Source organism: Acinetobacter sp. TYF_19, assembly GCF_043105125.1.
GTDB classification, from domain to species: domain Bacteria; phylum Pseudomonadota; class Gammaproteobacteria; order Pseudomonadales; family Moraxellaceae; genus Acinetobacter; species Acinetobacter johnsonii.
On the sequence record NZ_JBICLH010000019.1, the window covers coordinates 15806 to 37843 of the forward strand.

Genomic DNA, 22038 nt, shown 5'->3' on the forward strand with positions numbered 1-22038 from the left:
GAGTTTAACTTTTACTTCGCGCCAACGGTAGCATCCGCAGATGAACCGACTTTGGCTTTAGCAACAGGTGTATCTAATTCCACTTGAGCCTGCCCATTTACGTCTGCACGTTTAGGTTGACCACTGACAGCCTGCTTAGTTTCCTGCCATTTTTGTTTGGTCGCTTGTTGGCCTTGTTTCGCTTTATCCGCTATATAGTGACCACTTTTTTTGGTGTTATGCGCAACAGAGTCTTTAACGTCACCTGCCTTATCTTTTACCACAGCAGATTTTTCAGCTGAAAATTCTTTGGTGTCTTGCCATTTTTCTTTGCTGAATGCTTTGGTTTTGTCGATACCATGCTCAACCGTTTCACCTGTCGCATGCGCAGCATGTTTGACATCATGTTTTAAGTTTTGCAATACGCTTGGCTGCGAGGTTTGAACTTGAACATTGGCCGTGGTATTTGCAAATAGGGAAGTGGAGGCTAAAAGTGCAGTGGTTAAAGCCGAAGCGGTGAGTGTCTTTGTTAAAACTTTCATCTTTGATTTTCTACCTCTTATGACAGAACCCGATGAGGAGTTCAGAACAGCAGTCATCATAGACAGAAATGAGCTCAAAAATAGCGTTTGATATGAAAGTCGCACAATGCGTCAACAGCGCATGAACAATGGGCTGAAAATTGTGTCATTCAGTTAATTCATTAAAATTATGTAAGTTTATGCGTGGTCGTTGTTTTAAATGTAAAGAATATGGAGACTGATATTGAGGTAAAGGACATGAAGCGAAAGGCATTTGAGAGGAAGTCATCACTGATGTTGTACCAGTGATGACGATTTGCTTAGTTACATTGCGCTAAGGCTTCTTTTGCAAAGTGATTACGTAGTGCGAGGAAGTTTTTCTGTACTTCTGCATCGTGTAATTCAAATTTAGTTGCTGTGCTGGTGCCATCGAGTGCAAAAGTTGCTGAGCCACCTGTGATAAGGGTGTAGTCACGGAACGCCCACTGTTCTACGACTTTGCCTGCTTTGAGGTTGCCGGTAAATTCGATGACACATTTGTCTTCAAATTTGGTTAGTTTTGCTTTGTTATTGGTTGTGTCTGGATAGACTTCAATGTCTTGGACTTCTTGTAATACACCCGCTGTCAACTGTGGAATCGTTGGTTGAGATGTACATGCTGTAATAGAAAGGGCAGCAAAAGTAGCGAAAAGTACAGTTTTTAATTTCATAAGGTTCGTTCTTGTTGCGAGTTGTTAGGTTGAGTATAGGGAATCAGTTGGAAAATGACTATAGCTCAGTGATTAACGATTCCAATCTTGTGTGCGAATACGGCCAGTTTGGTAATAAATTGAGACCAATTCGATAAAATTTTTAAAGTCTGAATTTTCATTTAAAATTCGGTTTATTGATTGCCAATCCACTTCGGGTCTTCGGCGAGCAGGAAGTAAGATTTCACTTTCAGTGGGATTTTCTGGATTGAGTAAAATTACACCTATACCATGTAAAGCTGAAAGCATACGCAGTTCTTCTTCAACTTCATTGGTAGAAATTGAGGTCGCAACTAAATATCCTTCATTTGCCCAACTTGAATTACTAACAGCTTGGAAAAAACTACTTCTAATATTTGAGTTATTTAGTTCTTTTTTTACCTCGAATGACCAAAGCCGAACATTCTGACCTGAACCATGTTTAACGCAGGTCTTCACTAGTTCATGCCACTTTTTATCAATAGGCTGTATAGCAACAATATCAGGGTGTAACCATTGATTACCATTTTGTCCTCGATTATTTGAAGACTTTTTTTCATCAATTCTCAGGCTATAGAGGTTTAGCTCTTTAGACAAATATTCGATGAGAACAGGATATAAATCATGTTCTGAGAGTACTTTATACGTTGGAGTAGATACTACTTCTTGCTCATCATCGAGAGGAATATTTTCTGAATTATCTAAATCAAGTAAGGGGATGTTATTTTGTTCAAACCAATACAAGCGCGGTCTAGGCTTGTCTTGCATTTGAATTTTTGGCTCGATTTTCAGGATTGCTTTTTTATGTGCACCTATTTCAGCAATAACTTGATTTAAAAAATCTTCTTCATCCGAAAATCGTGAGTTGTTTCTTTTTTCTAGGTAGTCATTTGGATATAGCTTTGTTATCCCTAGAGCAATTTCTCGAGCAGTGAATTTTTGAGTTGGATGTGCTTTTAAAAATTCCGCGACTTTTTGTGGTTGTGATAATTTCATTTCATCAATATGTAAAAAACCCCACTATCAAAATAGCGGGGTTTCTTTTAATTTACAACCAATAAAGGCTTAACTCTGCAATACGCTCACATCTGCAATCGCTGTGAATAAATCACGTAACTGAGCGAGTAAACGTAAACGGTTGGCTTTCAAATCGGCATCATCCGCCATTACCATTACGCCATCAAAGAAGGCATCAATTGGTGCACGCAGCGCAGCTAACTTAGAAAGGGCAGCCGTATAGTCTTTCGCAGCTAAAAGTGGTTGAACCACAGGCAAGATATTCTGAATTTCTGCATAAAGTGCTTTTTCAGCATCTTCAACCAGTTTAGACTCAACAATCTCACCTGTAGGCGCAGCTTCTTTTGCCAAGATATTAGCAACACGTTTATTCGCAGCAGCCAAAGCAGCGGCTTCAGGCAGGCTACGGAAATGATTCACCGCAGTAACACGCTTATCAAAATCAAGTGGTGATTTTGGAGAAAGTGCTTGAACTGCTTGAATCACATCAATAGCAACACCTTGGTCTTCATACTTCGCACGATAACGACCTTCAAGGAACGCAACCGCATCCGCCAAGGTCTTGTCGTGATCTTTCAATACATCGCCATAGGCAGCCAAAGCAAGCTTGATTAGTTCTTCAATTGAAACATCGAGATTGTTTTCAGTCACTAAACGCAAAATACCAATCGCAGAACGACGTAAAGCAAACGGGTCTTTCGAACCTGTAGGCGCTTGACCAATACCGAAAATACCAGTCAACGTATCTAAACGATCTGCAAGGGCAATTGTAGTACCTGTCTTGGTTTGCGGTAAAACGTCACCTGCAAATTTAGGTAAATACTGCTCGCCTAAAGCTTCAGCTACTTCATCATGCTCACCTTCAATACGTGCATAGTAAGTGCCCGCAATCCCTTGAAGTTCTGGGAATTCGCCAACCAATTCAGAAGTTAAATCACATTTTGCAAGCAGTGCTGCTTTTTCAGCATCCGCAGGATTTGCACCTGTGATTGCAGATAAAGCCACAGCCAATTTAGCAATACGTTCAGATTTATTCCAAAGCGTACCTAATTGTGCTTGGAAAACCATATTGGCTAATTTTTCTTTACGAGATGCAAGCGGTTGCTTTTGATCTTGTAAGAAGAAAAATTCTGCATCAGACAAACGAGGGCGTACAACTTTCTCATTTCCTTCAATAATTTGAGTTGGATCTTTAGACTCAATATTTGAAACGGTGATGAAATAAGGCTGTAATTTGTTATCGCTATTCACCAAACAGAAATACTTCTGATTGTCTTGCATCGTCGTGATCAATGCTTCTTGAGGCACAGCAAGGAAACGTTCTTCAAAGCTTGCACGAAGCGCAACAGGCCATTCAACCAATGCAGTCACTTCATCACGTAAATCAGCAGGAACGATCGCAATTGCATTCACTTCATCAGCCAAAGCTTTGACTTGTTGGTCAATGATCGCTTGACGCTCTTCAAAATTCGCCACAACTTTTGCCACACGAAGTGCATCTAAGTAAGCATTTGCATTGGCTAAAGTAATGGCTTCAGGTGCATGGAAACGGTGACCATAAGTCACATTACCTGCTTTATGATCCTGAATGGTTGCATCAACCACATCATTGTCTTTGAGCAACACAACCCATTTTACAGGACGAACGAATTCAGTACGGCTTGCCGCAGAACGCATACGTTTTGCAATTGGAAGGTTATCCAAAGCGGTTTGTAAAATTTGTGGCAGTAAAACGTCAAGACTTTGACCTTTGACATCTTTTAAGTAGCAAACTTTTTCAACTTTACCCGCTTGGAAAGTTGAAACTTGATCCGCAGTAATGCCTTGACCACGCATAAAGCCTTCAAGTGCTTTGGTCGGCTTGCCTTCAGCATCATAAGCAGCTTGTACAGCAGGGCCGTCAAAACGTTTTTGTGTGTCTGCTTGCGCAGCATCTACATTGATAATTTTCAATGCCAAACGGCGAGGCGCTGCATAAGCTTCAATCAAATCAAAAGCCAAGCCTGCATCTTTTAAGCCTTTTACGGTTTCAGCTTGTAATGCATCACGTAAAGTTTTTAAGCTTTTTGGGGGAAGTTCTTCACAGCCAAGTTCAAATAAAACGGTATGTTTAGACATTATTTGTTCTCCGCTGATTTTTCTGCTTGAGCCGCTTCTGCTTCAACCTGAGCTTTCAATTGAGCTAAAACTTCATCACGTAAATGTGGTTCTGCCATTGGGAAACCAAGTTTGGCACGAGCCGCCACATAACTTTGCGCAATTGAACGAGCTAAAGTACGTACACGTAAAATATAGCGTTGACGCTCAGTCACAGAAATTGCACCACGTGCATCGAGCAAGTTAAAGCTGTGTGATGCTTTGATGACTTGCTCATATGCTGGAAGTGGGAGTTCCGCTTCCATTAAACGGGTTGCTTCAGCTTCATAGAAATCGAATAATTCAAACATTTTTTCAACGTTGGCATATTCAAAGTTATAGGTCGATTGCTCAACTTCATTTTGATGGAATACATCGCCATAAGTCACTGTACCGAATTGACCTTTGGTCCAAACCAGATCGTAAACTGAATCAACACCTTGTAGGTACATGGCCAAACGTTCAAGACCGTAAGTGATTTCACCTGTGACAGGGTAGCATTCAACACCACCGACTTGCTGGAAGTAAGTAAACTGAGTCACTTCCATACCGTTGAGCCAAACTTCCCAACCTAAGCCCCAAGCCCCAAGCGTTGGAGATTCCCAGTTGTCTTCGACAAAACGAATATCGTGAGTAAGGGTATCAATACCAATGGCTTTTAACGAGTCTAGGTAAAGTTGTTGGATATTGTCTGGGTTTGGTTTCAGTACCACTTGGAATTGGTAATAGTGTTGCAAACGGTTTGGGTTTTCACCATAACGACCGTCTTTAGGACGACGTGAGGGTTGAACGTATGCTGCGTTCCATGTTTCAGGCCCAAGTGCGCGTAAGAATGTTGCAGTGTGGAATGTCCCTGCACCCATTTCCATATCGTAAGGTTGTAAAATGACACAACCTTGTTCAGCCCAGTAGTTTTGTAAGGCAAGAATTAAGCCTTGGAATGTATCAATATGCGATATGGCGCGACTCATGCAGCATCCATTATAAATATAAGAAAAAATTGGTTCTAAGTATAAGGATTTTGCAGGGGAGTGGCAAAGGCTCTATTTATTTTTCAGCACTTAATTTTATATTCGCTAAAATGGCTTAGTACGACCTGCACAGAGTAAGTCATGATGAATTTCGCATAAACATTCATCATGCCAACCATAATGAATATCTTTGCATATTTGGTGGGAGATATTTTTTGAGTATCTCAATGTTTCTAAATGAGTATGAAGATCATGGGCTAACATAACAAAATGGGTCTCGGGATAAGGCCATTTGGCATGATTGTCAAAGTGGGAAACTGAATTTCCAAGTGACAATTCAAGTGTTAATAATTCATTTAAGCAGTCGCAGATTTCAAGTTTTTCAGTCATTTTTTTATTCTTTTCATAAATTATCCAATAATAAGGTGATGATGTACGGCGCAGTAAGCATCTGTATGCCAATTAGAATGCATATCTCGATTAACCTGAGCTTGAACATTTGGGTGTTGGGGAAAATTAAGATTTTTTAAATGCAGAGATTGTTTTAGATAAATCAAATGGCTCTCTCCTTTAGGCCATTTTGCATGAGTATCGTAACCAGAGATTTTGTTGCCTTGTTTCACTTCAAATTGAATCAGGGCAATTAAGCATTCACATAAACCTAAAGTTTCAAGGTGATCTTCATATTTGAATTTTCCCAAGATGTGTACCTTTCTTCTTATAAAAATGAAATTCTTGCGCTAAATATAGACTTTGCTGATAACAATTGAAATAACAAAATTGATATCTCTAAGATGTAAAATAGATGCATCTTATTGGTGAGACCGCGTATAATTTTGCACTGGTTAAGTGCGCAAAAGTAGAAGGGCGACTGTGTTTCATATGCAACTTGAATGGTTAAATACCTTAAAACCGAATTTTAAAGTGTTACCGCTAAAGGAAAGGATGCTCTGTGGTTTAGGTGCATTGTTGGGGTTAGCACTGTCTTCACTCATAAGTTGGTGGCTTTTGGGTGGGATCAATGCATGGTATATCGCCCCGATGGGTGCGTCCTCGGTGTTGCTTTTTGCCGTACCAGCCAGTCCTTTGGCTCAGCCATGGAATATTGTGATTGGGAATACGATTGCAGCCGTCATTGGGGTGACCTGCGCACTCTATATTTCCAACTTAACTGAAGCGTTTAGTGTTGCTGTGGCTTTGTCGATTATTTTGATGATGACGACAGATTCTTTGCATCCACCGAGTGGTGCTGTGGCGATTACGGCAGTGTTGGGAGGAGAGACGGTACACGAGCTAGGGTATCAGTTTGTGTTTTATCCTGTTCTACTCAACTCAATCCTACTTCTCGTGATTGCAATAGTGTTCAACCGATTGCTTGGAAAGCAATACCCAACTGTGGCGCAAGTCAATACGCGTAGCACCGACCCGACCCCCACCCAGAAGGTCACCATTCAACCTGAAGATATTCATCAAGTTTTAGCCCAAGAAACACAGTTGCTTGACATCAGTGAATATGATTTACAAAAGCTGATTTTAAAAGCCCAAGCACAGGCCGATACTCGCTTTCATATAGACCTACGCTGTCGGGACATTATGAGTAAAGATGTCCTGTGTTTATATGAAGATGAAGACATTCAAGTCGCTGTGGAAAAATTTAAACAGGTCAATCTGATGAGTTTACCTGTGTTAAATCGAGCTGAACAAGTATGCGGCACCTTGGCTTTATATGAAGTGGTGGAATGGTTCCAAAAGGCGACGGATTTGCGTACCTATTGGCAAGATCAAGTCAAGCACATTATGAAACGTCAGGTGGTCACGGTACAGCCGGATCAAGAACTACAAGATTTGATCCCGTACTTTGTTGAACGTTCTTTTAACTATATTCCTGTGGTTGAAAACAAGGCTTTGGTTGGCATCATTAGCCGTGCTGATATGATTGCAGCGTTGTATCGTCTGCTACAACATCGCTAAGTCATGTGAGTGTCGTAGGCAAAAAAAAGCTACGACACTTTGGGGGAAGTTGTCGTAGCATAAAAAGAAACTTTTTTGAGACGAAAGATGTGTGCCTATGGGTTGCGATGATCTGGATTAACGGTACGCATCGTATTGCTATAACTAGATCGAGCCTGTGGAGAATGCTCGATTTGGTCTTTTTGTTTCGGCATCACCAACCAAAGAATTAGGTAAACCAAAATTCCAGGGAATGCTGCACTTAACAGTGAAATGGTGATGAAAACAATACGAAGTAAATTTGCGTTCCAACCAAAACGTTCAGCAATACCACCCATCACACCAGCAATCATGTTTGAGCGGTTTGAGCGATATAAACCAACATTGGCCATCTAGGTCTCCTTAGAAATTAAAATCTGAGTGGCTTTATGCACTCATAATTTAAAAATGGAGATGGAATTACGTTTTTAAAGGTGACGGAGCTAATTAAAAAGTAAAGTTATGTAAAGAGATAAAAGCTGGGGTTTTGATCGGGACTAAAATGTGCTCTATTTGGCGTTGAGCCAGTGGCTTAAAGTCAGCAAGTCATTTGAATCCGAGAAAACACCAAGGGTCAGGATGGAAAATTCGTGATGGTTATGGAGATTAATCACGTGCAGGAAGTGAGTGTGGAATGAAGTTGAAGCGAAGACATCAGAGTTTGATAGGCGCATTACTGCAAGGAGCAGTGGGGCTAATCGGTGTATCGTTAGCTGGCTGTGATGGTGGGCTGTCGGAGGCGTCACAACAACATGAAAATAGCACGGTAGAGGATGCGGATGTTTCGTCTGAGTCGGGGAAGAAGCTGACTGAGGTGGCAGGGCGGGCAACCATGCAAGATGATTCTGAGTATGCACCTCGCACGCTTGATATTAGTGAACAGCAGTTTTTTGGGCGTTATCGCACACAAATTCAATGTGATGGTTATTTTTTCCCTTGTGAAACGGGGAAGGCTGATTTTATTCTCAATTTTTTACCTGATGGTACGGTGCATCGCAGCATTGTTCGCTTAGGTAAGGTCTTTTCGGAAAAACAACGCCCTGGCTTTTCAAACTTAAGTTATCGCCGTGATACGTGGACCATGAATAAAGAGCGAACAGAGCTGATTGTGCATCGTAAAGAGGGGATTAATTTTTATTATCGCGTGGTAGATTCGCAAACGCTGCAAATGGATTTAGATAAAAGTAATAATCTAGATACCACTAACCAAAAATTGTATGCGCGAGGTTTTCCGAAGTTAGAGCGTGCGTATACATTAAAGCGTGAGCCTAATTCATAGTTAAAATGGAATTGGGTAAAGCAATAAAATACGACTGAAGAATAAAAATAGTGAAGAAATGAACAGCGTGCGAATTTTATGACTTAAATAGTGTGTCGCTAAATAAATGTCATATCAATGCAATTAAAGAGGATTTAAATAAATGGTGGGTCGTCCGCGATTCGAACGCGGGACCAACGGATTAAAAGTCCGCTGCTCTACCAGCTGAGCTAACGACCCTGAGCAAGGTGTGCGAAAGAGTATTCGCTGAAAGTTTAAAAAAGAAATTTTTAAAGCATTCGAACCTGAGCAGGTTTGTAAAATTAGATTTTACAAGAAAGATGGTGGGTCGTCCGCGATTCGAACGCGGGACCAACGGATTAAAAGTCCGCTGCTCTACCAGCTGAGCTAACGACCCATCAAGGGTATCAAAGGAATGGTGGGTCGTCCGCGATTCGAACGCGGGACCAACGGATTAAAAGTCCGCTGCTCTACCAGCTGAGCTAACGACCCATATCATTTGATGGAGCGTATTGTAGCAAGATATGCATCGAGCGCAAGTAAAAAATCGCAAACTTGTTGATGTTTGATTATAAATACAACAAATTTGCGATTAGGTAGTTAAAAAACAAGCAATTCGAGTTTAGAAGCGATATTGATAGGCTTGAATGTTATCAAAGACTTGTTGCGTTAAATCTGCATAGGCACTGCTGTTGGGTAACAGGACCAGCAAACGTTCATCGGTTTTTTTCGGGTCAAAGGCTTGTTCTTTGAGCTTGTTCTTTTGGTATTTAAACGTTCCTGTAGTTTCAACTTGCTTTTGTACGCGTAAGAAAACGGGTACAGCATAGGCAGGCAGACATTTTTTAAAGCTCACGAGCATTTGGGCTAAATCCTGCTCATTCAGTTCAGCACCGTCTGCCAGTGTAATCGCAGCCATCCCCGCTCGGCCATTGGTGTTCGGAATTTCAACACCATAAACCACGGCTTCGGTGATTTTGTCATATTCACTAACCATGTTTTCAACTTCAGTCGTGGACACATTTTCGCCTTTCCAGCGGAAAGTATCGCCTAAGCGGTCGACGAATTGGGCATGACGGAAACCAATGTCGCGGACTAAGTCCCCTGTGTTGAAATAAGCATCACCAGACTTGAAGACATCTTTAAGAATCACTGACTTATTTTTTTCAGGGTCTGTATATCCATCAAAAGGGGAGCGGCGGGTAATTTTACCAATCAATAAACCAACTTCGCCTTTTTTGACCTTGATACAGCCACCTTTGGCATCATAAACAGGCGCATTTTTTTCTTTATCAAACTGGATAATGGCATAAGGTGTAGGTGAAAAGCCGACAGTGTTATCAAAGTTGAATACATTGCTAAAGCCGACATTGCCTTCACTTGATGCATAAAGCTCTAAAATTTCTTCAATACCAAACCGCTGTTTGAATTTGTCCCAAATATTCGGACGCATGCCATTGCCGATCATTTTGGTGACACGGTGGCCTTTTTCTAAATCTGAAGGTGATGCATCCATGAGGTAGCGACATAACTCACCGACATAGCCAATGGCTGAGGCATCGAACTTTTGTACATCTTTCCAAAAAGCAGAGGTGGAGTATTTACGGCGCAAAGCCAAGGTGCCCGCACCCGCAATCACGCCACACCAACACACCACAATGCCTGTTGCATGGTACAGCGGCAGGGTGACATACATCACATCGTCTTTACCGAGGTTGAGTACGTGCCCGTAGGTGCCATAAGCCAACGTCCAGCGGCTATGCGTGAAAATAACGGCTTTAGGCAAACCGGTTGTGCCTGAGGTATAAATATAAAACAAGCCATCTCTACCCAGCACACTGTGTGTGGTTGGGGTGTTGAACTTGGCAAAGGCATCAATTTTTTCAGCAAGATTACTAAAACCTTGTGGTGCAAGGCCTGCATCTTTTTGGGTTTCTTGGTCGGCAAACCAATAGAAACGATCCGCAGTGAGATTTAGATCATGGCGGATTTCATCAACTGCGGCACGACATTCTTCACCCACGATGACTGCAATGGGTTTGACCAGATTAATACTATGCGCCAGCACTTTACCGACTTGAGAGGTGTTGACTAAAGCCGCAGTAACGCCAATTTTGGCAAGTGCAATCACGGTTGCAACCAATTCAGGACGGTTTTCAATCATCACTGTGATGACATCACCCTTTTTTGCCCCGATGGATAAAAAATAATGCCCGATTTGGTTTGCCCATTCGTTGAGGGCTTGATAGCTAAATTTTTGATCTTCAAAAAGCAAGGCCATACCGTGAGGGTTGCGCTTCACTGCTTTTTCAAAAGCAATCCCGAGGCCTGCTGGGGTGTTTGGGGTACGTAAATATGCTTGCTTTAATCCACTGAGTAAGTTGGGAACTTTACTGATGAATTGAGGAAGTTTTGCTGCAACGTCAGTAATACCAATGAGGTCATGTGATGGGTGTTGGCTCATATGAATCCTAATTATTTTATGCAATCCAATGCGTTTGAATAGTGCTCAGTTTCTACACTTGTTCTTTTAATCGTTTCGGTCTAGTGCAATCAACCTAATCTGACGAAAATAACAAAAAAACCTAGCCACTGACATGACTAGGTTTTTTAAATTTACAACTCTAGGGCGAATTACGACTCAGTCGGGCTCGCTTTTTTCGGTGGACGACCACGTGGACGACGTGGGCGAACAGGCTTGTCCGAGTCTGATTTATCTGACTCGTCCGCAGCTGTTTCCTCTACAGTTTCAGTCGCTTCTACTTTTTCAGCTTGCTTTGACGCTCTAGGCGCTTTGGCTTGAACAGGAGCAACAACAACTTCAACGTCTTCAACCGCAGCTACATCAGCCGAGCTTTTCACTTCACTGCTTTCAACTGCAACAGGCGCTTCGCTTTCTTTTACAAGAGCAGGCTCGCTTTCCTCTGGAGTTACAGCGGGTGCAGCTTCAGCAGCAGGCATTTCTGCAACAATAGCTGTTTCAGGCGCTGACGATTCAGCAACAGGTGTTGTTTCGCGTGCTTGTTTGGCTTGTTCAGCAGCAAGTTTAGCTAAGCGACGACGCTCACGCGGGTCATTTGCAACACGTTGTTCAGACACAGGTGCAGGCGGTGTCAGGTCCAATACTGGAACTGGCTCTGCTTCAGGCTGCGCTTTTGTGATTTCAACATCACGGGTGACCGGTTTTTTCTCTGCTTCAACAGCAGGCGTTGTCATAGTTTTGCTTAACGTTGCAGCATACTCTTCAGTAAATTTCTGAAGGGCACGGTTGAAGGTTGGAATTAAACCAAACTGCTCAATCAGCACTGAACAGTCTTCACCATAGACATGGCGAATCAAGCTGCTGATGGTGTATTGACCTAAAGTTGGCACCTGTGAAGGTGTGAGTTTAGGTGTTTCAGTTTGCTGTGTGTGTGCAGCGCGTTGTTGGCGACGGCGTTGGCGTGGGTCATTGCTGGCACGTTTTACGCTTTCACGTGGTTTTTGCTCTGCTTGTTGTTCAGCAGGTGCTGCTACAACTTCAGTTGCTTTCTCCTGTACCACTTTCTCAGCTTTTACTTCAACTTCTGCTTTCGCAACAGCCGCTTGCTGAGGCTTGGTTTCGGTTGCAGTGTGTGCAGGCGGAGTTAATGCCACGATTTCACTTTGCGCTTGATCGACATTGACCACATGGGCTGTTGTGATCATTTCTTGACGCGGTGCTTCAATCAACTCAACTTTAACTTGAGGTTCTTGAACCACAGCTGGCGCTGCTTCAGTCGCTTGCTCATTCAGTACACTTGGGTCGCGATGGCGATTTGGGCGTTCTGGACGAGGTTGGTTGCGGCGGTCACGACGTGGCATTGCATTTTGCTGTTCGTTTTGAACATCAGTGTTTTGCTGTTGCTCACCGTGTTGGCGACGTGATGAACGCTTGTTTTCACGCGGTTCTTGACGTTGCTGTTCACTGCGCTCTGGACGGTCTTGACGTTGTTGTTCACCGCGCTCAGTACGTTGTTCATGACGGTCTTGGCGTTGTGGTTCATTGCGTTCAGGACGTTGTTCATAACGATCTTGGCGCTGTTGATCTTGACGAGAGACCTGCACAATTTCTTCATGAACTTGGTTGTCATGTTGCGCATTTTGCTCACGTGACTCTTTGTGCTTATTAGGGCGCTTTTTGTTGTGGCGTGTGCCGCGTTCTTCTTTCTCTACATGCTTATCTTCACGGTGTTCAGATTTTGCATGAACAGGTGCAGCGCTCATGTAGACATTGTTGCTTGGTGCAACTGGTGCCGCAGCAGGCGTGCCAACTTGACCAAACTGACCACGGCTCACTGCACCGCCATTTACCATTTGCTCAATGGCCGCAGCAGCATTATTTGCAGAACGTGATTGATCGACAGTCGTAGCTTGTTTTTGCACAAACAAGTTTTCTAACCATGCACATGGGCTGCTTGAAGGTGCAGTCTGAGCAGGGGCTTGTTGCGCAACTTGTTGTTGTGGCGCGTTGTTACGAGGTTTTTTGTTGCCTTTTTCTTGTTGTGCAGGCGCAGGAGCGGCATGTTGATGCACATGATCTGCGCCATCTAAATGCCATTCTGATGACTCGTAACCCAACTCTTTTTCGCTTGAACGTGTTGCTTCTGTACGTTCATAGCTGGTTGGTGCAAAGCCTTCAGGGTTATACGAAATTTCGTAATGCGGTGTTTCTAAGTGTGGGTGCGGAAGCACAGTCACACGAACACCTGAGGTTTGTTCGAGGTAAACCAATGTGTGACGCTTTTCATTCAATAAGAATGCTGCAATTTCAACTGGAACCTGTACTTGAACTTCCCCATGACGTTCACGCAGCGCAATTTCTTCTACTTTACGCATGATTGAAAGCGATAATGAACGCAAGTCACGAACCATACCTGTGCCATGACAGCGTGGGCAGACATAACCTGTTGCTTCTTCAAGCGAAGGGCGTAGACGTTGACGGCTCATTTCCATCAAGCCAAAACGAGACAATTGACCGAATTGGATACGGGCACGATCGCTTTGTGTTGCTTCGCGAAGTTTCGCCTCAACCATACGTTGGTTGCGGTCTTTGGTCATATCGATAAAGTCGATCACGACTAAACCACCAATGTCACGTAAACGCAGTTGACGTGCAATTTCTTCCGCTGCTTCAAGGTTGGTATTGAGCGCTGTATCTTCAACGTCACTACCACGGGTTGATTTTGCAGAGTTAATGTCGATAGACACTAATGCTTCGGTTTGGTCAATAACAATTGAACCGCCTGAAGGAAGTTTAACTTCACGTTCATAAGCCGTTTGAATTTGGCTTTCAATACCAAAATGCGCAAATAGCGGTTCATTTAGCGTATAAGTTTTTAGCTTGTCGATTTGACGAGGCATGACTGCTTTTACGAAGTTATAGGCTTCGTTATAGGCTTGCTCTGAATCAATTAAGATTTCAGCAACATCATCACGTAAATAATCACGAATCGCACGCGTCACCACGCCTGCTTCTTGATGCACCAACATTGGTGATGGACCAGAACTTGCTGTATTTTGGATTTGCGCCCAAAGATCCAGTAAGTGCTGTAGGTCGAGTTGTAATTCTTCTTGAGAACGGCCAATACCCGCAGTACGTACAATCACGCTCATGCCACGAGGTACATTTAACGATGCCAACATTTCTTTCAATTCTTCACGTACTGAACCTGAAATTTGACGGCTAATACCACCACCTTTCGGGTTATTTGGCATAAGTACCAAATAGCGACCAGCTAAAGAAATGAAGGTAGAAAGGGCAGCGCCTTTATTACCACGTTCCTCTTTTTCAACTTGAACCAAAAGCTCTGTGCCTTCAGTGATCAATTCGCGAATGTTTGAAGTTTGGCGTGGGTCTGCTTGGTAATATGAATTTGCGATTTCACGCATAGACAAGAAGCCTTGACGTCCCGCACCATATTCAACAAAGACGGCTTCTAAAGAAGGCTCAACGCGAGTCACGTGACCTTTGTAGATATTGGATTTTTTTTGTTCACGGGTACGATTCTCTAAGTCAAAATCGTAAAGACGCTGCCCAGTGACAAGTGCAACGCGAATCTCTTCTGCATGTGTTGCATTAATCAACATACGTTTCATGGGTGTAACACCTAATAGTGATACACAGCAAACTATCGCTAAACACGTAGCGAACATCAAACATCACGGACCAATTTTGCTCAGATCTCAAATAAACCGATTGTGGTCTGAGTTTTATTACCTGCCTTTTTGATCGGCTTCGGTTTTGATTCACATATTGATGATGGCAATACGGCTTCAATCTTTAAACGATTAAAGTCTCCTGCGCGTTTCACTGGCGGACAAGCGGTGCATTGGATGTAAGTAACTTTCACTGTCACATTTGCTCGAAGAGCAACCCTTCTTTTTGGATAGGGTGTCTTGATACGGAATTATCATCGTACCTTTACAACTGAACAGATCCATATGCATCAACGCTGTGGCCTGAATACGACATCAGGGAGCGACTAATCTGATGTATATCAGTTTACGTTTAAAAACCAACCTTCGTTGGTCACATATTTTTTTGGGGCAAACTGATTTATGTGCAGATGCACAATTAAACCTAACAGTTTGCTGTTTTGCCGATATAATAAGCCTTCGGCGTCGGCATAATTCTTTTGGGACCGTTCCAAGCTGAGTTGAGTTATTTTCTTAACTATTCAATTTAAAATTGAAATGATTAAGCTTTTGACTCACTTATGGTGGTATCCGTGCGCTGACTATATCAAACCTTGTACCATCTGCCTATGGGCTAAGCTAGTCTTTCTTGTGTAAAGCATAGCCTAAATGGTCATTTTTTATTCAAATTCCGTATTTTTTAGGTCGCAGTAACTGTATGAATTCTACCCAACAATGGCAAAACGTGACGTGGTTTGAAGTGGACGAGCATCAAGCAGGGCAACGGATTGATAACTTTTTATTTAGCCGTTTAAAAGGTGTGCCTAAAAGTCGTATTTATCGCCTGATTCGTGAAGGTCAGGTTCGCGTGAATAAAAAGCGTATAAAAGCAGAAACTAAGCTGTCTATTGGTGACCAGATTCGTGTGGCGCCGATTCGCTATGAACAAAAAGATGAAAATGCGGCGCCTGTTTCTGACAAAGTAGCACAGAGTTTACTCAGTCGTGTGGTGTATGAAGATGAAGGCTTGATGGTCGTCAATAAACCATCTGGCATTGCCGTACATGGCGGCAGTGGTGTGGCTTATGGTCTGATTGAAGGCTTACGTGCCGCGACAGGTAAAAAATACTTAGAACTGATTCATCGTATTGACCGTGATACCTCAGGTTTGGTGATGATTTCTAAAAAACGTAGTGTCTTAAAAAGTTTGCAAGACATGTTGCGTGAACACAAAATTAAGAAAACTTACGCTGCTGTAGTCAAAGGTGTGGTGAGTTTAGACAAGCAGTTAATTGATGCGCCTTTGCACCGTTATGAACTGGCCAATGGTGAGCGTCGTGTGCGTGTGTCGAGTGAAGGTAAAGAGTCTAAAACACAGTGGAATGTGGCTGAGCGTTTTATACATGCAACCTTAGTCTATGCATCGCCGCTTTCAGGGCGTACCCATCAAATTCGTGTGCATGGTTTAAGCATTGGTCATCCATTGGTAGGTGATGATAAGTATGGTCATGAAACAGAATATAAAGGGCCGAAGCCACGTCGTTTATGTCTACATGCAATGCGTTTAGACATCCCAGGTTATGCACCGATTGAAGCGCCTTTGCCTGAAGATATGCAGAGTATTGTGGCGCAGCTAAGAGCACAGAAGAAGGACTAAGTCTTTTCCCTTCCATTTTGGGAGAAGTGATAAAACCATGACTTTTATTGGTTGTGATTAATTTAAAAGGATGCTGTATTGGTCATCTTTGCTTTTCAAAGATGAAAAGTAACAAAAATCTTTTGTTGAGCTGATGGAAGTCCTGAACGCGCTTTAAGCACTGCTTTAAAGCGAAGTGCAAGTCAGCTCAACGGCGACATCCTTTTCGCCATCGTGTAGCAAATGCATCGTGTAAATTGACTTTATAAAAGTAAATATTGGAACCCCAGCATGAACAAACCTGTAGAACTGATTATCTTTGATTGGGATGGGACTTTATTTGATTCTGTGGGGCAGATTGTGGCGAGTTTATTGTTTGCCGCGCAGCAATTTGCACAGCCTTTAACTGCTGATGCAGCAAAAAGTATTATTGGTTTAGGTTTGCCAGAGGTCGCGCAGCGATTATTTCCTCAAGTGCCTGAGCTACATACTGAAATTTTGCAATGCTATGCCGAGCATTATGTGGCGAACTCGAAAGGTGATGTCTGGTTCGACGGCGTAGCCGATATGTTGAATGGCTTACGTGAAGCGGGTTTACAGTTGGCGGTGGCGACAGGTAAAAGTCGTAAAGGCTTAGATCGAGTATTGGCGCAAACCCAGAGCCAAACACTATTTGTGACAACGCGTGCTGCCAGTGAGACTAAATCTAAACCGCATCCTTTAATGTTGGAAGAGATTTTAACTGAAACGGGTGTGTCTGCTGAACGCGCGATTATGGTCGGTGATACCAGTTATGATCTAGAAATGGCGCGTAATATTGCCATGCCGAGAATCGGGGTGAGTTATGGGGTGCATACAGCTGAAACGCTCAGACAATATCAACCTTTGGCCATCGCGGATGATGTGCCGAGCTTGCAGCATTTATTACAATATGTTGACCTTAAACAAGTGATTTAACTTGAGTGATCTAACATATAGTCTGTGGAAGATGGTCAGAGTGAACCTGCCTGTTTTGGGTCGATCATCTTTAAAGCTTTTGTCTTTAGTATGTTTTAAGGCGAATGAACGGTTCATTGAATTTTTAGATTTGTAATTTGAAAAAGCTCTTTCATTGGGAGCTTTTTTTTGTGATGTTATCGTCGAAAGGACTTCAATCATCGTCTTTATATTGGATATTTGTCATTTGCGAGGATGATCAAAAAATGAAAAAATAAAACGTTTAAAGCGTGATAAAACCCGCCGCGACATTGATGCTAATGGCGAGAATAGAGGTGTTAAAACCATAAGCTAAAATAATGTGCAGAATATTGAGAATACGCATCGAACGTGAGGTAATGGAAACATCCGCGGTTTGCGCAGAAGTGCCAATCACATAACTAAAATATAAAAAGTCGGGATAGGTCGGTTGAGCCGTTTTGGGAAAGTCTAAGCCTGCATCTTGTTGGTCTGCGAGAGCCAGATAATAGTCATGTGCATAATGAATGGCAAACACGGTATGCATAAACAACCATGCACTAATAATGGTGAGTAAGGACAGAGCCAAATGCCCATATTTGATGGTTGGGTCATTCGGAAGATGAGTCAACTCTAATACAATCGCAATTAAGCACATGAGCAAAGTCATGATCACCAACAGTAGAATGATCCATTTACTGGCATCTTGCTGTTGTGCATGTTGCAGAATGTGCCGATGGTCAACAGACCACAGGGTGGTCATAGTTTTCACTAAATAACTTGAGACGGCAAGATTCCAACTGATCAATAAATTGGTCGACCAAGACCAGTCGGTAAATGTATTCAGCAGCGTATAAAAAACAGCAGTTAGCAAAAAACTAATGAAAAAGAAGGGGTGAAATTTCATTGCTGTATTTAAACGCTGCAAAGTAGGGATCGGCATAATTTTCTCCTTCTTCGTTTTATTTTTTTCGTGCTGCTAAAATTGCAGTGCCTACTTAAGTATCAGTCTGTGTTTGGACTTCAGTTGTAGGGAACCTGACAAAAGTTAGTTTTTATTAGCCTATCCTAGCTTAAAAAGAATGCAAAAGGAAAAAGCGAGATGGTATCGACATCGCTGAAAAACAAAAGGGTAAAAATACGCTTGTCTTACAGCGTATAGTTCCATGAGAAAGGCGCGTAACTATTTATTTTATTCAGAAAATAGTGGCGCGCCGAATGAGATGAGTAATGAGGACTTACTGCGGATTTATTCGCGGTTAATATCCAAATAAAATACCCGAGTCAGTAATTCTAAAAATTTAGTCACTGCCAGTGAGCTGTTATTTTTACGGTAGTTCACATACAGATCCAAATACGGCAGCTCAACCTCAAGTGGACGAATTACCGTGTTGTTCATGCTAAGTGGCGCAATGTAACCGGGTAAAATTGTACAGCCGAGCCCCAAGCCAATCGCGTTGATATTGAATAGTATGTTGTCAGCTTTTTGCACAATGTTAAATTCAATATTGTGGGCTTTGGCAAATTCCAAAATGGTCTGGTGCAAAGTCTGTGACTGCTCGGCTGCGGGAATAATAAAATCAATGCCATTTAACGCTTCAACAGGAATTCGCTCGTATTGGGCCAAAGGATGGTCTTTCGGCAACAGGAAAATGAGTGGTTCACGCAGTACAAACTGGCTTTCGATTTCATCACTATGGACATTATTTCGTGTAAAGCTAATGTCCAACTCCCCTTTTTTTAGCAAACGCAGTTGCTCAGTATTGTTCATACTGAACAACTCAATTTTTAACTCTGGGTTTTGTACTCGTAAATTGGGCAGTACATAAGGAAAGATTTTCATTTCCGCAACAGGGACAAAACCAATGCGCAGCATCTGCTGTTTGGCCTGTGACACTTGGCGTGCCATAGCGACCGCTTTGTCTGCCTGAGCCAAGGTGAGACGTGCTTGTTCAAGGAAAACAGCGCCTTCTTCCGTGAGTTCAACTTTTCGCTTGGTTCGATACAGTAACTGTACGCCGACATCTTCCTCAAGGTCTTTGATTTGCTGACTTAAAGAGGGTTGGGCGGTATAAAGTTTCAGTGCTGCTTTACTAAAGTTCAGTTCTTCAGCAACAGTAATGAAATAGCGAAGGTGTCTAAGTTCCATATAAATAACCCACTGACTAATCCAAAAAATGTCTTACCATGACTGCCGTAAAGTATAATCGATAAACAATGATGCCGTGAAGATGATTCAATTATTTAGAAAATAAATGATCTTGGGTTGAGTCTTAAGACTTTTCTATACGAAATCACTTTTTTAATAATTGCTAAAAGGTATTAATTAAATATTGAAAATAGTTCATTCCAATCAACTGAAAATCAGGGGAGGTGAACTACATAAAAATACAGTTGCGTTTTACCGAAATTGGATATGATAAAAACATAAATAGAATTTAATTGAACATATGGGCTAAAAATCGATATGGCAGATTCAAATAAACTGGTGGTCTATGCCGCGCTGTTGGGGAATTTAGCCATTGCGCTGGTAAAGTTTATTGCCGCTTATCTGACCAACAGCTCTGCCATGTTGAGTGAAGCGATTCACTCTGTTGTGGATACCTTAAACGAAATTTTACTGTTATATGGACTGAAGAAGTCAAATAAACCTGCCAATTTTAATCATCCTTTTGGCTATGGGCGAGAGCTGTATTTTTGGGCTTTTATTGTATCTCTCATGGTTTTTGCCTTAGGGGCATTGGTGTCTATGTACAATGGGATCATGCACATTTTGCATCCTGAACCTATTCTAAACCCGACCATCAATTATGTTGTACTTGGCTTTGCATTTGTAAGTGAAGGTATTTCATGGTGTGTTGCTCTGAAAGTGTTTCGTAAGGCGAAAGGTCAGCAAGGTTATTTTGAGGCCTTTCGTCGCAGTAAAGACCCCACCACGTTTACAGTTCTGTTTGAAGACTCTGCTGCATTAATTGGTCTGTTGATTGCCTTTCTGGGTATTTATTTGGCACATCGTTTAAATATGCCTGCGCTGGATGGAGTGGCATCCATTCTGATTGGGCTAGTTCTGGCGGTGTCTGCTTTTCTGCTGGCACGAGAAACCAAAGGTTTGCTGCTCGGTGAGACCGCAGACCTGCATGTACGTCAAAATATCTTAAAAATTGCCCAAGACGATGAAGGCGTACTGTCGGCCAACGGCTTACTGACCGAGCAAATGGGTGCCAAGCAGATTTTGGCCTCGTTGAGTGTAGAATTTGAAGATCACCTTACTACCGATGAGATAGAAGCGTGTGTTAATCGAATTGAAGTAAAAATTAAACAAAAACATCCTGAAATTGTGGCACTCTTTGTGAAGCCGCAATCAAAAAAAGTGTGGTTAGAGCGAATGCAAGGACGCTTGGAATAGGTTAAGGTAGAGGTCAGTTTTCAAAACTGGTCCTGTTACTGGTGTATTGCAATAAAGATAACGACGTTAAATGAAGCCAAAATCAACTGAACTCCATTATCAAATTCCGACTGAAAATACCATGTCCCATACATGGCGACAGCCCGAATTTCAGTTTCTACACTCCGACCATTATAACGGGACTCGCTTTGTCAATTCGGTTCGTCGACCTGAGGGCCGTAGCCGAGGCGACTTGCTGAAATGGTTGATTAAGCGTAAATCTTCGACATGGAATGTGGATTTGGCGCAAGAGTATGCACACTTTCATGCCGATAAAAAAAGCCTGCCGCAAGATCGGCCCCATGCCGATTTAAAGGATTGGCAGGTGTGGTTTGTGGGTCATGCCACAGTATTACTCCAAATTGGGCCGTATAACTTATTGACCGATCCTGTGTGGGCTGAATATGTCAGTCCGAAGCAAGGGCGAGGACCTCGCCGTGTTATGCCAGCTGGCATTGCCTTGGAAGATTTACCGACCATCCATGCGGTGCTCTTGAGCCACAACCACTATGACCATATGGATATTGCCAGTCTGAATTGGTTGTATGAGCGTTTCGCCATGCCCATTTATACAGGCTTAGGTAATAGATGGTATTTACCCAAGCACTTACAAGTGCTGGAAATGGATTGGTGGCAGTCGGCGCGTCTGCATGATTTAAAACTGGTCTATACCCCAGCACAGCATGGTTCTGGCCGTGGTCTGCGCGATCAAAATCGTGCGTTATGGGGCGGTTTTAGTGTTCACTGTGGCGCTGACTATGCTTATTTTGCTGGGGATACGGGTTATTCACCGCACTTTAAAGAGCTGCATCAGCGTTTTGGCGCACCGCGAATTGCGTTACTGCCTATCGGGGCCTATGAACCGCGTGAGCTCATGCGCTATATGCATATGAATCCGCAAGATGCTTTTCAAGCACACAAAGACCTGCATGCCAAATGCTCGATGGCCATTCACTATCGTACCTTTCAGCTGACTGATGAAAGTCGTGAACAACCCGAAATTGACTTAAAAGTGGCGATGAAAAATAGCTCAAAGCTGATGAATCCGTTTGTCTGTTTAAGAGAAGGTCGACGTTTAACTGTGTAATGAATGCTTTATATAAAGATTAGGTGATGGCTGGGACAAAAACAGTCATCACCGAGACCATAACAACATCACAAAATATCTTTCAAATAAAATCTAAAAAGCGAAAGTATGCCTCTTTTTCTATTTAATTTTTGCTCAAT

General features: G+C 42.5%; 17 protein-coding genes and 3 tRNA genes. 6 read left to right on the top strand and 14 right to left on the bottom strand.

Annotated features, from left to right (window positions below; translation table 11 throughout):
• Positions 1-11: 11 nt before the first annotated feature.
• The 6 genes from ACF8FD_RS02030 to ACF8FD_RS02055 form a co-directional block, all read right to left on the bottom strand.
• Positions 12-521, bottom strand: a complete 510-nt coding sequence (locus tag ACF8FD_RS02030; RefSeq protein ID WP_392453019.1) for a hypothetical protein — start codon at positions 519-521, stop codon at positions 12-14.
• Between the two features lie 299 nt (positions 522-820).
• Positions 821-1210: a hypothetical protein gene (locus ACF8FD_RS02035; RefSeq protein WP_004978867.1), complete on the bottom strand. Its 390-nt coding sequence runs from the start codon at positions 1208-1210 to the stop codon at positions 821-823.
• A 72-nt stretch (positions 1211-1282) separates the two neighbouring features.
• Positions 1283-2224: a COG2958 family protein gene (locus ACF8FD_RS02040; protein WP_392453021.1), complete on the bottom strand. Its 942-nt coding sequence runs from the start codon at positions 2222-2224 to the stop codon at positions 1283-1285.
• Positions 2225-2293: 69 nt separating this feature from the next.
• Positions 2294-4363, bottom strand: a complete 2070-nt coding sequence (gene glyS / locus ACF8FD_RS02045; RefSeq protein WP_392453023.1) for a glycine--tRNA ligase subunit beta — start codon at positions 4361-4363, stop codon at positions 2294-2296.
• Positions 4363-5352, bottom strand: coding sequence for a glycine--tRNA ligase subunit alpha (gene glyQ, locus ACF8FD_RS02050; protein ID WP_086209633.1), 990 nt, complete (start codon positions 5350-5352; stop codon positions 4363-4365). Before glyQ ends, glyS begins: the two co-directional genes overlap by 1 nt.
• 410 nt (positions 5353-5762) lie before the next feature.
• Positions 5763-6053 carry a hypothetical protein gene (locus ACF8FD_RS02055; protein WP_392453026.1) on the bottom strand — a complete coding sequence of 97 codons (291 nt, stop codon included), beginning with the start codon at positions 6051-6053 and terminating at the stop codon, positions 5763-5765.
• 172 nt (positions 6054-6225) lie between these two features.
• Here ACF8FD_RS02055 and ACF8FD_RS02060 point away from each other — a divergent pair, with 172 nt between their 5' ends.
• On the top strand, positions 6226-7323 hold the full coding sequence (locus ACF8FD_RS02060) for an HPP family protein (RefSeq protein ID WP_392453028.1): 1098 nt from the start codon (positions 6226-6228) through the stop codon (positions 7321-7323).
• Between the two features lie 95 nt (positions 7324-7418).
• On the opposite strand, the gene ACF8FD_RS02065 is transcribed toward ACF8FD_RS02060, so the two are convergent.
• Positions 7419-7694: a PspC domain-containing protein gene (locus tag ACF8FD_RS02065; RefSeq protein ID WP_125280785.1), complete on the bottom strand. Its 276-nt coding sequence runs from the start codon at positions 7692-7694 to the stop codon at positions 7419-7421.
• A 281-nt stretch (positions 7695-7975) separates the two neighbouring features.
• Here ACF8FD_RS02065 and ACF8FD_RS02070 point away from each other — a divergent pair, with 281 nt between their 5' ends.
• The gene (locus ACF8FD_RS02070) at positions 7976-8620 is read left to right on the top strand and encodes a hypothetical protein (protein WP_392453030.1); all 645 of its coding nucleotides are present in this window, start codon (positions 7976-7978) and stop codon (positions 8618-8620) included.
• A 143-nt stretch (positions 8621-8763) separates the two neighbouring features.
• On the opposite strand, the gene ACF8FD_RS02075 is transcribed toward ACF8FD_RS02070, so the two are convergent.
• The 5 genes from ACF8FD_RS02075 to ACF8FD_RS02095 all read right to left on the bottom strand — a co-directional run bounded on the left by ACF8FD_RS02075 (position 8764) and on the right by ACF8FD_RS02095 (position 14737).
• A tRNA-Lys gene (locus tag ACF8FD_RS02075) sits at positions 8764-8839 on the bottom strand.
• A 102-nt stretch (positions 8840-8941) separates the two neighbouring features.
• A tRNA-Lys gene (locus ACF8FD_RS02080) sits at positions 8942-9017 on the bottom strand.
• A 19-nt stretch (positions 9018-9036) separates the two neighbouring features.
• Positions 9037-9112: transfer RNA gene (locus tag ACF8FD_RS02085), tRNA-Lys, on the bottom strand.
• A gap of 130 nt (positions 9113-9242) precedes the next feature.
• Positions 9243-11084 (bottom strand): long-chain-acyl-CoA synthetase, encoded by a 1842-nt coding sequence (locus ACF8FD_RS02090; protein WP_058868852.1) that lies wholly within the window; start codon positions 11082-11084, stop codon positions 9243-9245.
• Positions 11085-11254: 170 nt separating this feature from the next.
• Positions 11255-14737 (bottom strand): Rne/Rng family ribonuclease, encoded by a 3483-nt coding sequence (locus tag ACF8FD_RS02095; RefSeq protein WP_392453032.1) that lies wholly within the window; start codon positions 14735-14737, stop codon positions 11255-11257.
• Between the two features lie 757 nt (positions 14738-15494).
• Between ACF8FD_RS02095 and ACF8FD_RS02100 the strand changes: the two genes are divergently transcribed.
• Entirely contained in the window at positions 15495-16433 is a 939-nt protein-coding gene (locus ACF8FD_RS02100) for an RluA family pseudouridine synthase (protein ID WP_125274600.1), read from the top strand.
• A gap of 270 nt (positions 16434-16703) precedes the next feature.
• Positions 16704-17369, top strand: coding sequence for an HAD-IA family hydrolase (locus ACF8FD_RS02105; RefSeq protein ID WP_392453033.1), 666 nt, complete (start codon positions 16704-16706; stop codon positions 17367-17369).
• A 262-nt stretch (positions 17370-17631) separates the two neighbouring features.
• Here ACF8FD_RS02105 and ACF8FD_RS02110 read toward each other — a convergent pair whose 3' ends face one another.
• Positions 17632-18309 (bottom strand): DUF1345 domain-containing protein, encoded by a 678-nt coding sequence (locus ACF8FD_RS02110; RefSeq protein WP_325087028.1) that lies wholly within the window; start codon positions 18307-18309, stop codon positions 17632-17634.
• A 306-nt stretch (positions 18310-18615) separates the two neighbouring features.
• Entirely contained in the window at positions 18616-19515 is a 900-nt protein-coding gene (gene hcaR / locus ACF8FD_RS02115; RefSeq protein ID WP_234950755.1) for a DNA-binding transcriptional regulator HcaR, read from the bottom strand.
• A 318-nt stretch (positions 19516-19833) separates the two neighbouring features.
• On the opposite strand from hcaR, the gene ACF8FD_RS02120 reads away from it, so the two are divergent.
• On the top strand, positions 19834-20772 hold the full coding sequence (locus ACF8FD_RS02120; protein WP_392453036.1) for a cation diffusion facilitator family transporter: 939 nt from the start codon (positions 19834-19836) through the stop codon (positions 20770-20772).
• Between the two features lie 70 nt (positions 20773-20842).
• Positions 20843-21898 (top strand): MBL fold metallo-hydrolase, encoded by a 1056-nt coding sequence (locus ACF8FD_RS02125; RefSeq protein ID WP_205667235.1) that lies wholly within the window; start codon positions 20843-20845, stop codon positions 21896-21898.
• Positions 21899-22038 lie beyond the last annotated feature (140 nt).

Excerpts from the sequence above, each read along its gene's own strand:
- glyS (WP_392453023.1), bottom strand. The coding sequence starts at position 4,363 with ATGTCTAAACATACCGTTTTATTTGAACTTGGCTGTGAAGAACTTCCC.
- ACF8FD_RS02110 (WP_325087028.1), bottom strand. The coding sequence starts at position 18,309 with ATGCCGATCCCTACTTTGCAGCGTTTAAATACAGCAATGAAATTTCAC.
- hcaR (WP_234950755.1), bottom strand. The coding sequence starts at position 19,515 with ATGGAACTTAGACACCTTCGCTATTTCATTACTGTTGCTGAAGAACTG.
- ACF8FD_RS02090 (WP_058868852.1), bottom strand. The coding sequence starts at position 11,084 with ATGAGCCAACACCCATCACATGACCTCATTGGTATTACTGACGTTGCA.
- ACF8FD_RS02120 (WP_392453036.1), top strand. The coding sequence starts at position 19,834 with ATGGCAGATTCAAATAAACTGGTGGTCTATGCCGCGCTGTTGGGGAAT.
- ACF8FD_RS02125 (WP_205667235.1), top strand. The coding sequence starts at position 20,843 with ATGAAGCCAAAATCAACTGAACTCCATTATCAAATTCCGACTGAAAAT.
- glyQ (WP_086209633.1), bottom strand. The coding sequence starts at position 5,352 with ATGAGTCGCGCCATATCGCATATTGATACATTCCAAGGCTTAATTCTT.
- ACF8FD_RS02035 (WP_004978867.1), bottom strand. The coding sequence starts at position 1,210 with ATGAAATTAAAAACTGTACTTTTCGCTACTTTTGCTGCCCTTTCTATT.
- ACF8FD_RS02030 (WP_392453019.1), bottom strand. The coding sequence starts at position 521 with ATGAAAGTTTTAACAAAGACACTCACCGCTTCGGCTTTAACCACTGCA.
- ACF8FD_RS02095 (WP_392453032.1), bottom strand. The coding sequence starts at position 14,737 with ATGAAACGTATGTTGATTAATGCAACACATGCAGAAGAGATTCGCGTT.
- ACF8FD_RS02040 (WP_392453021.1), bottom strand. The coding sequence starts at position 2,224 with ATGAAATTATCACAACCACAAAAAGTCGCGGAATTTTTAAAAGCACAT.
- ACF8FD_RS02105 (WP_392453033.1), top strand. The coding sequence starts at position 16,704 with ATGAACAAACCTGTAGAACTGATTATCTTTGATTGGGATGGGACTTTA.
- ACF8FD_RS02065 (WP_125280785.1), bottom strand. The coding sequence starts at position 7,694 with ATGGCCAATGTTGGTTTATATCGCTCAAACCGCTCAAACATGATTGCT.
- ACF8FD_RS02100 (WP_125274600.1), top strand. The coding sequence starts at position 15,495 with ATGAATTCTACCCAACAATGGCAAAACGTGACGTGGTTTGAAGTGGAC.
- ACF8FD_RS02070 (WP_392453030.1), top strand. The coding sequence starts at position 7,976 with ATGAAGTTGAAGCGAAGACATCAGAGTTTGATAGGCGCATTACTGCAA.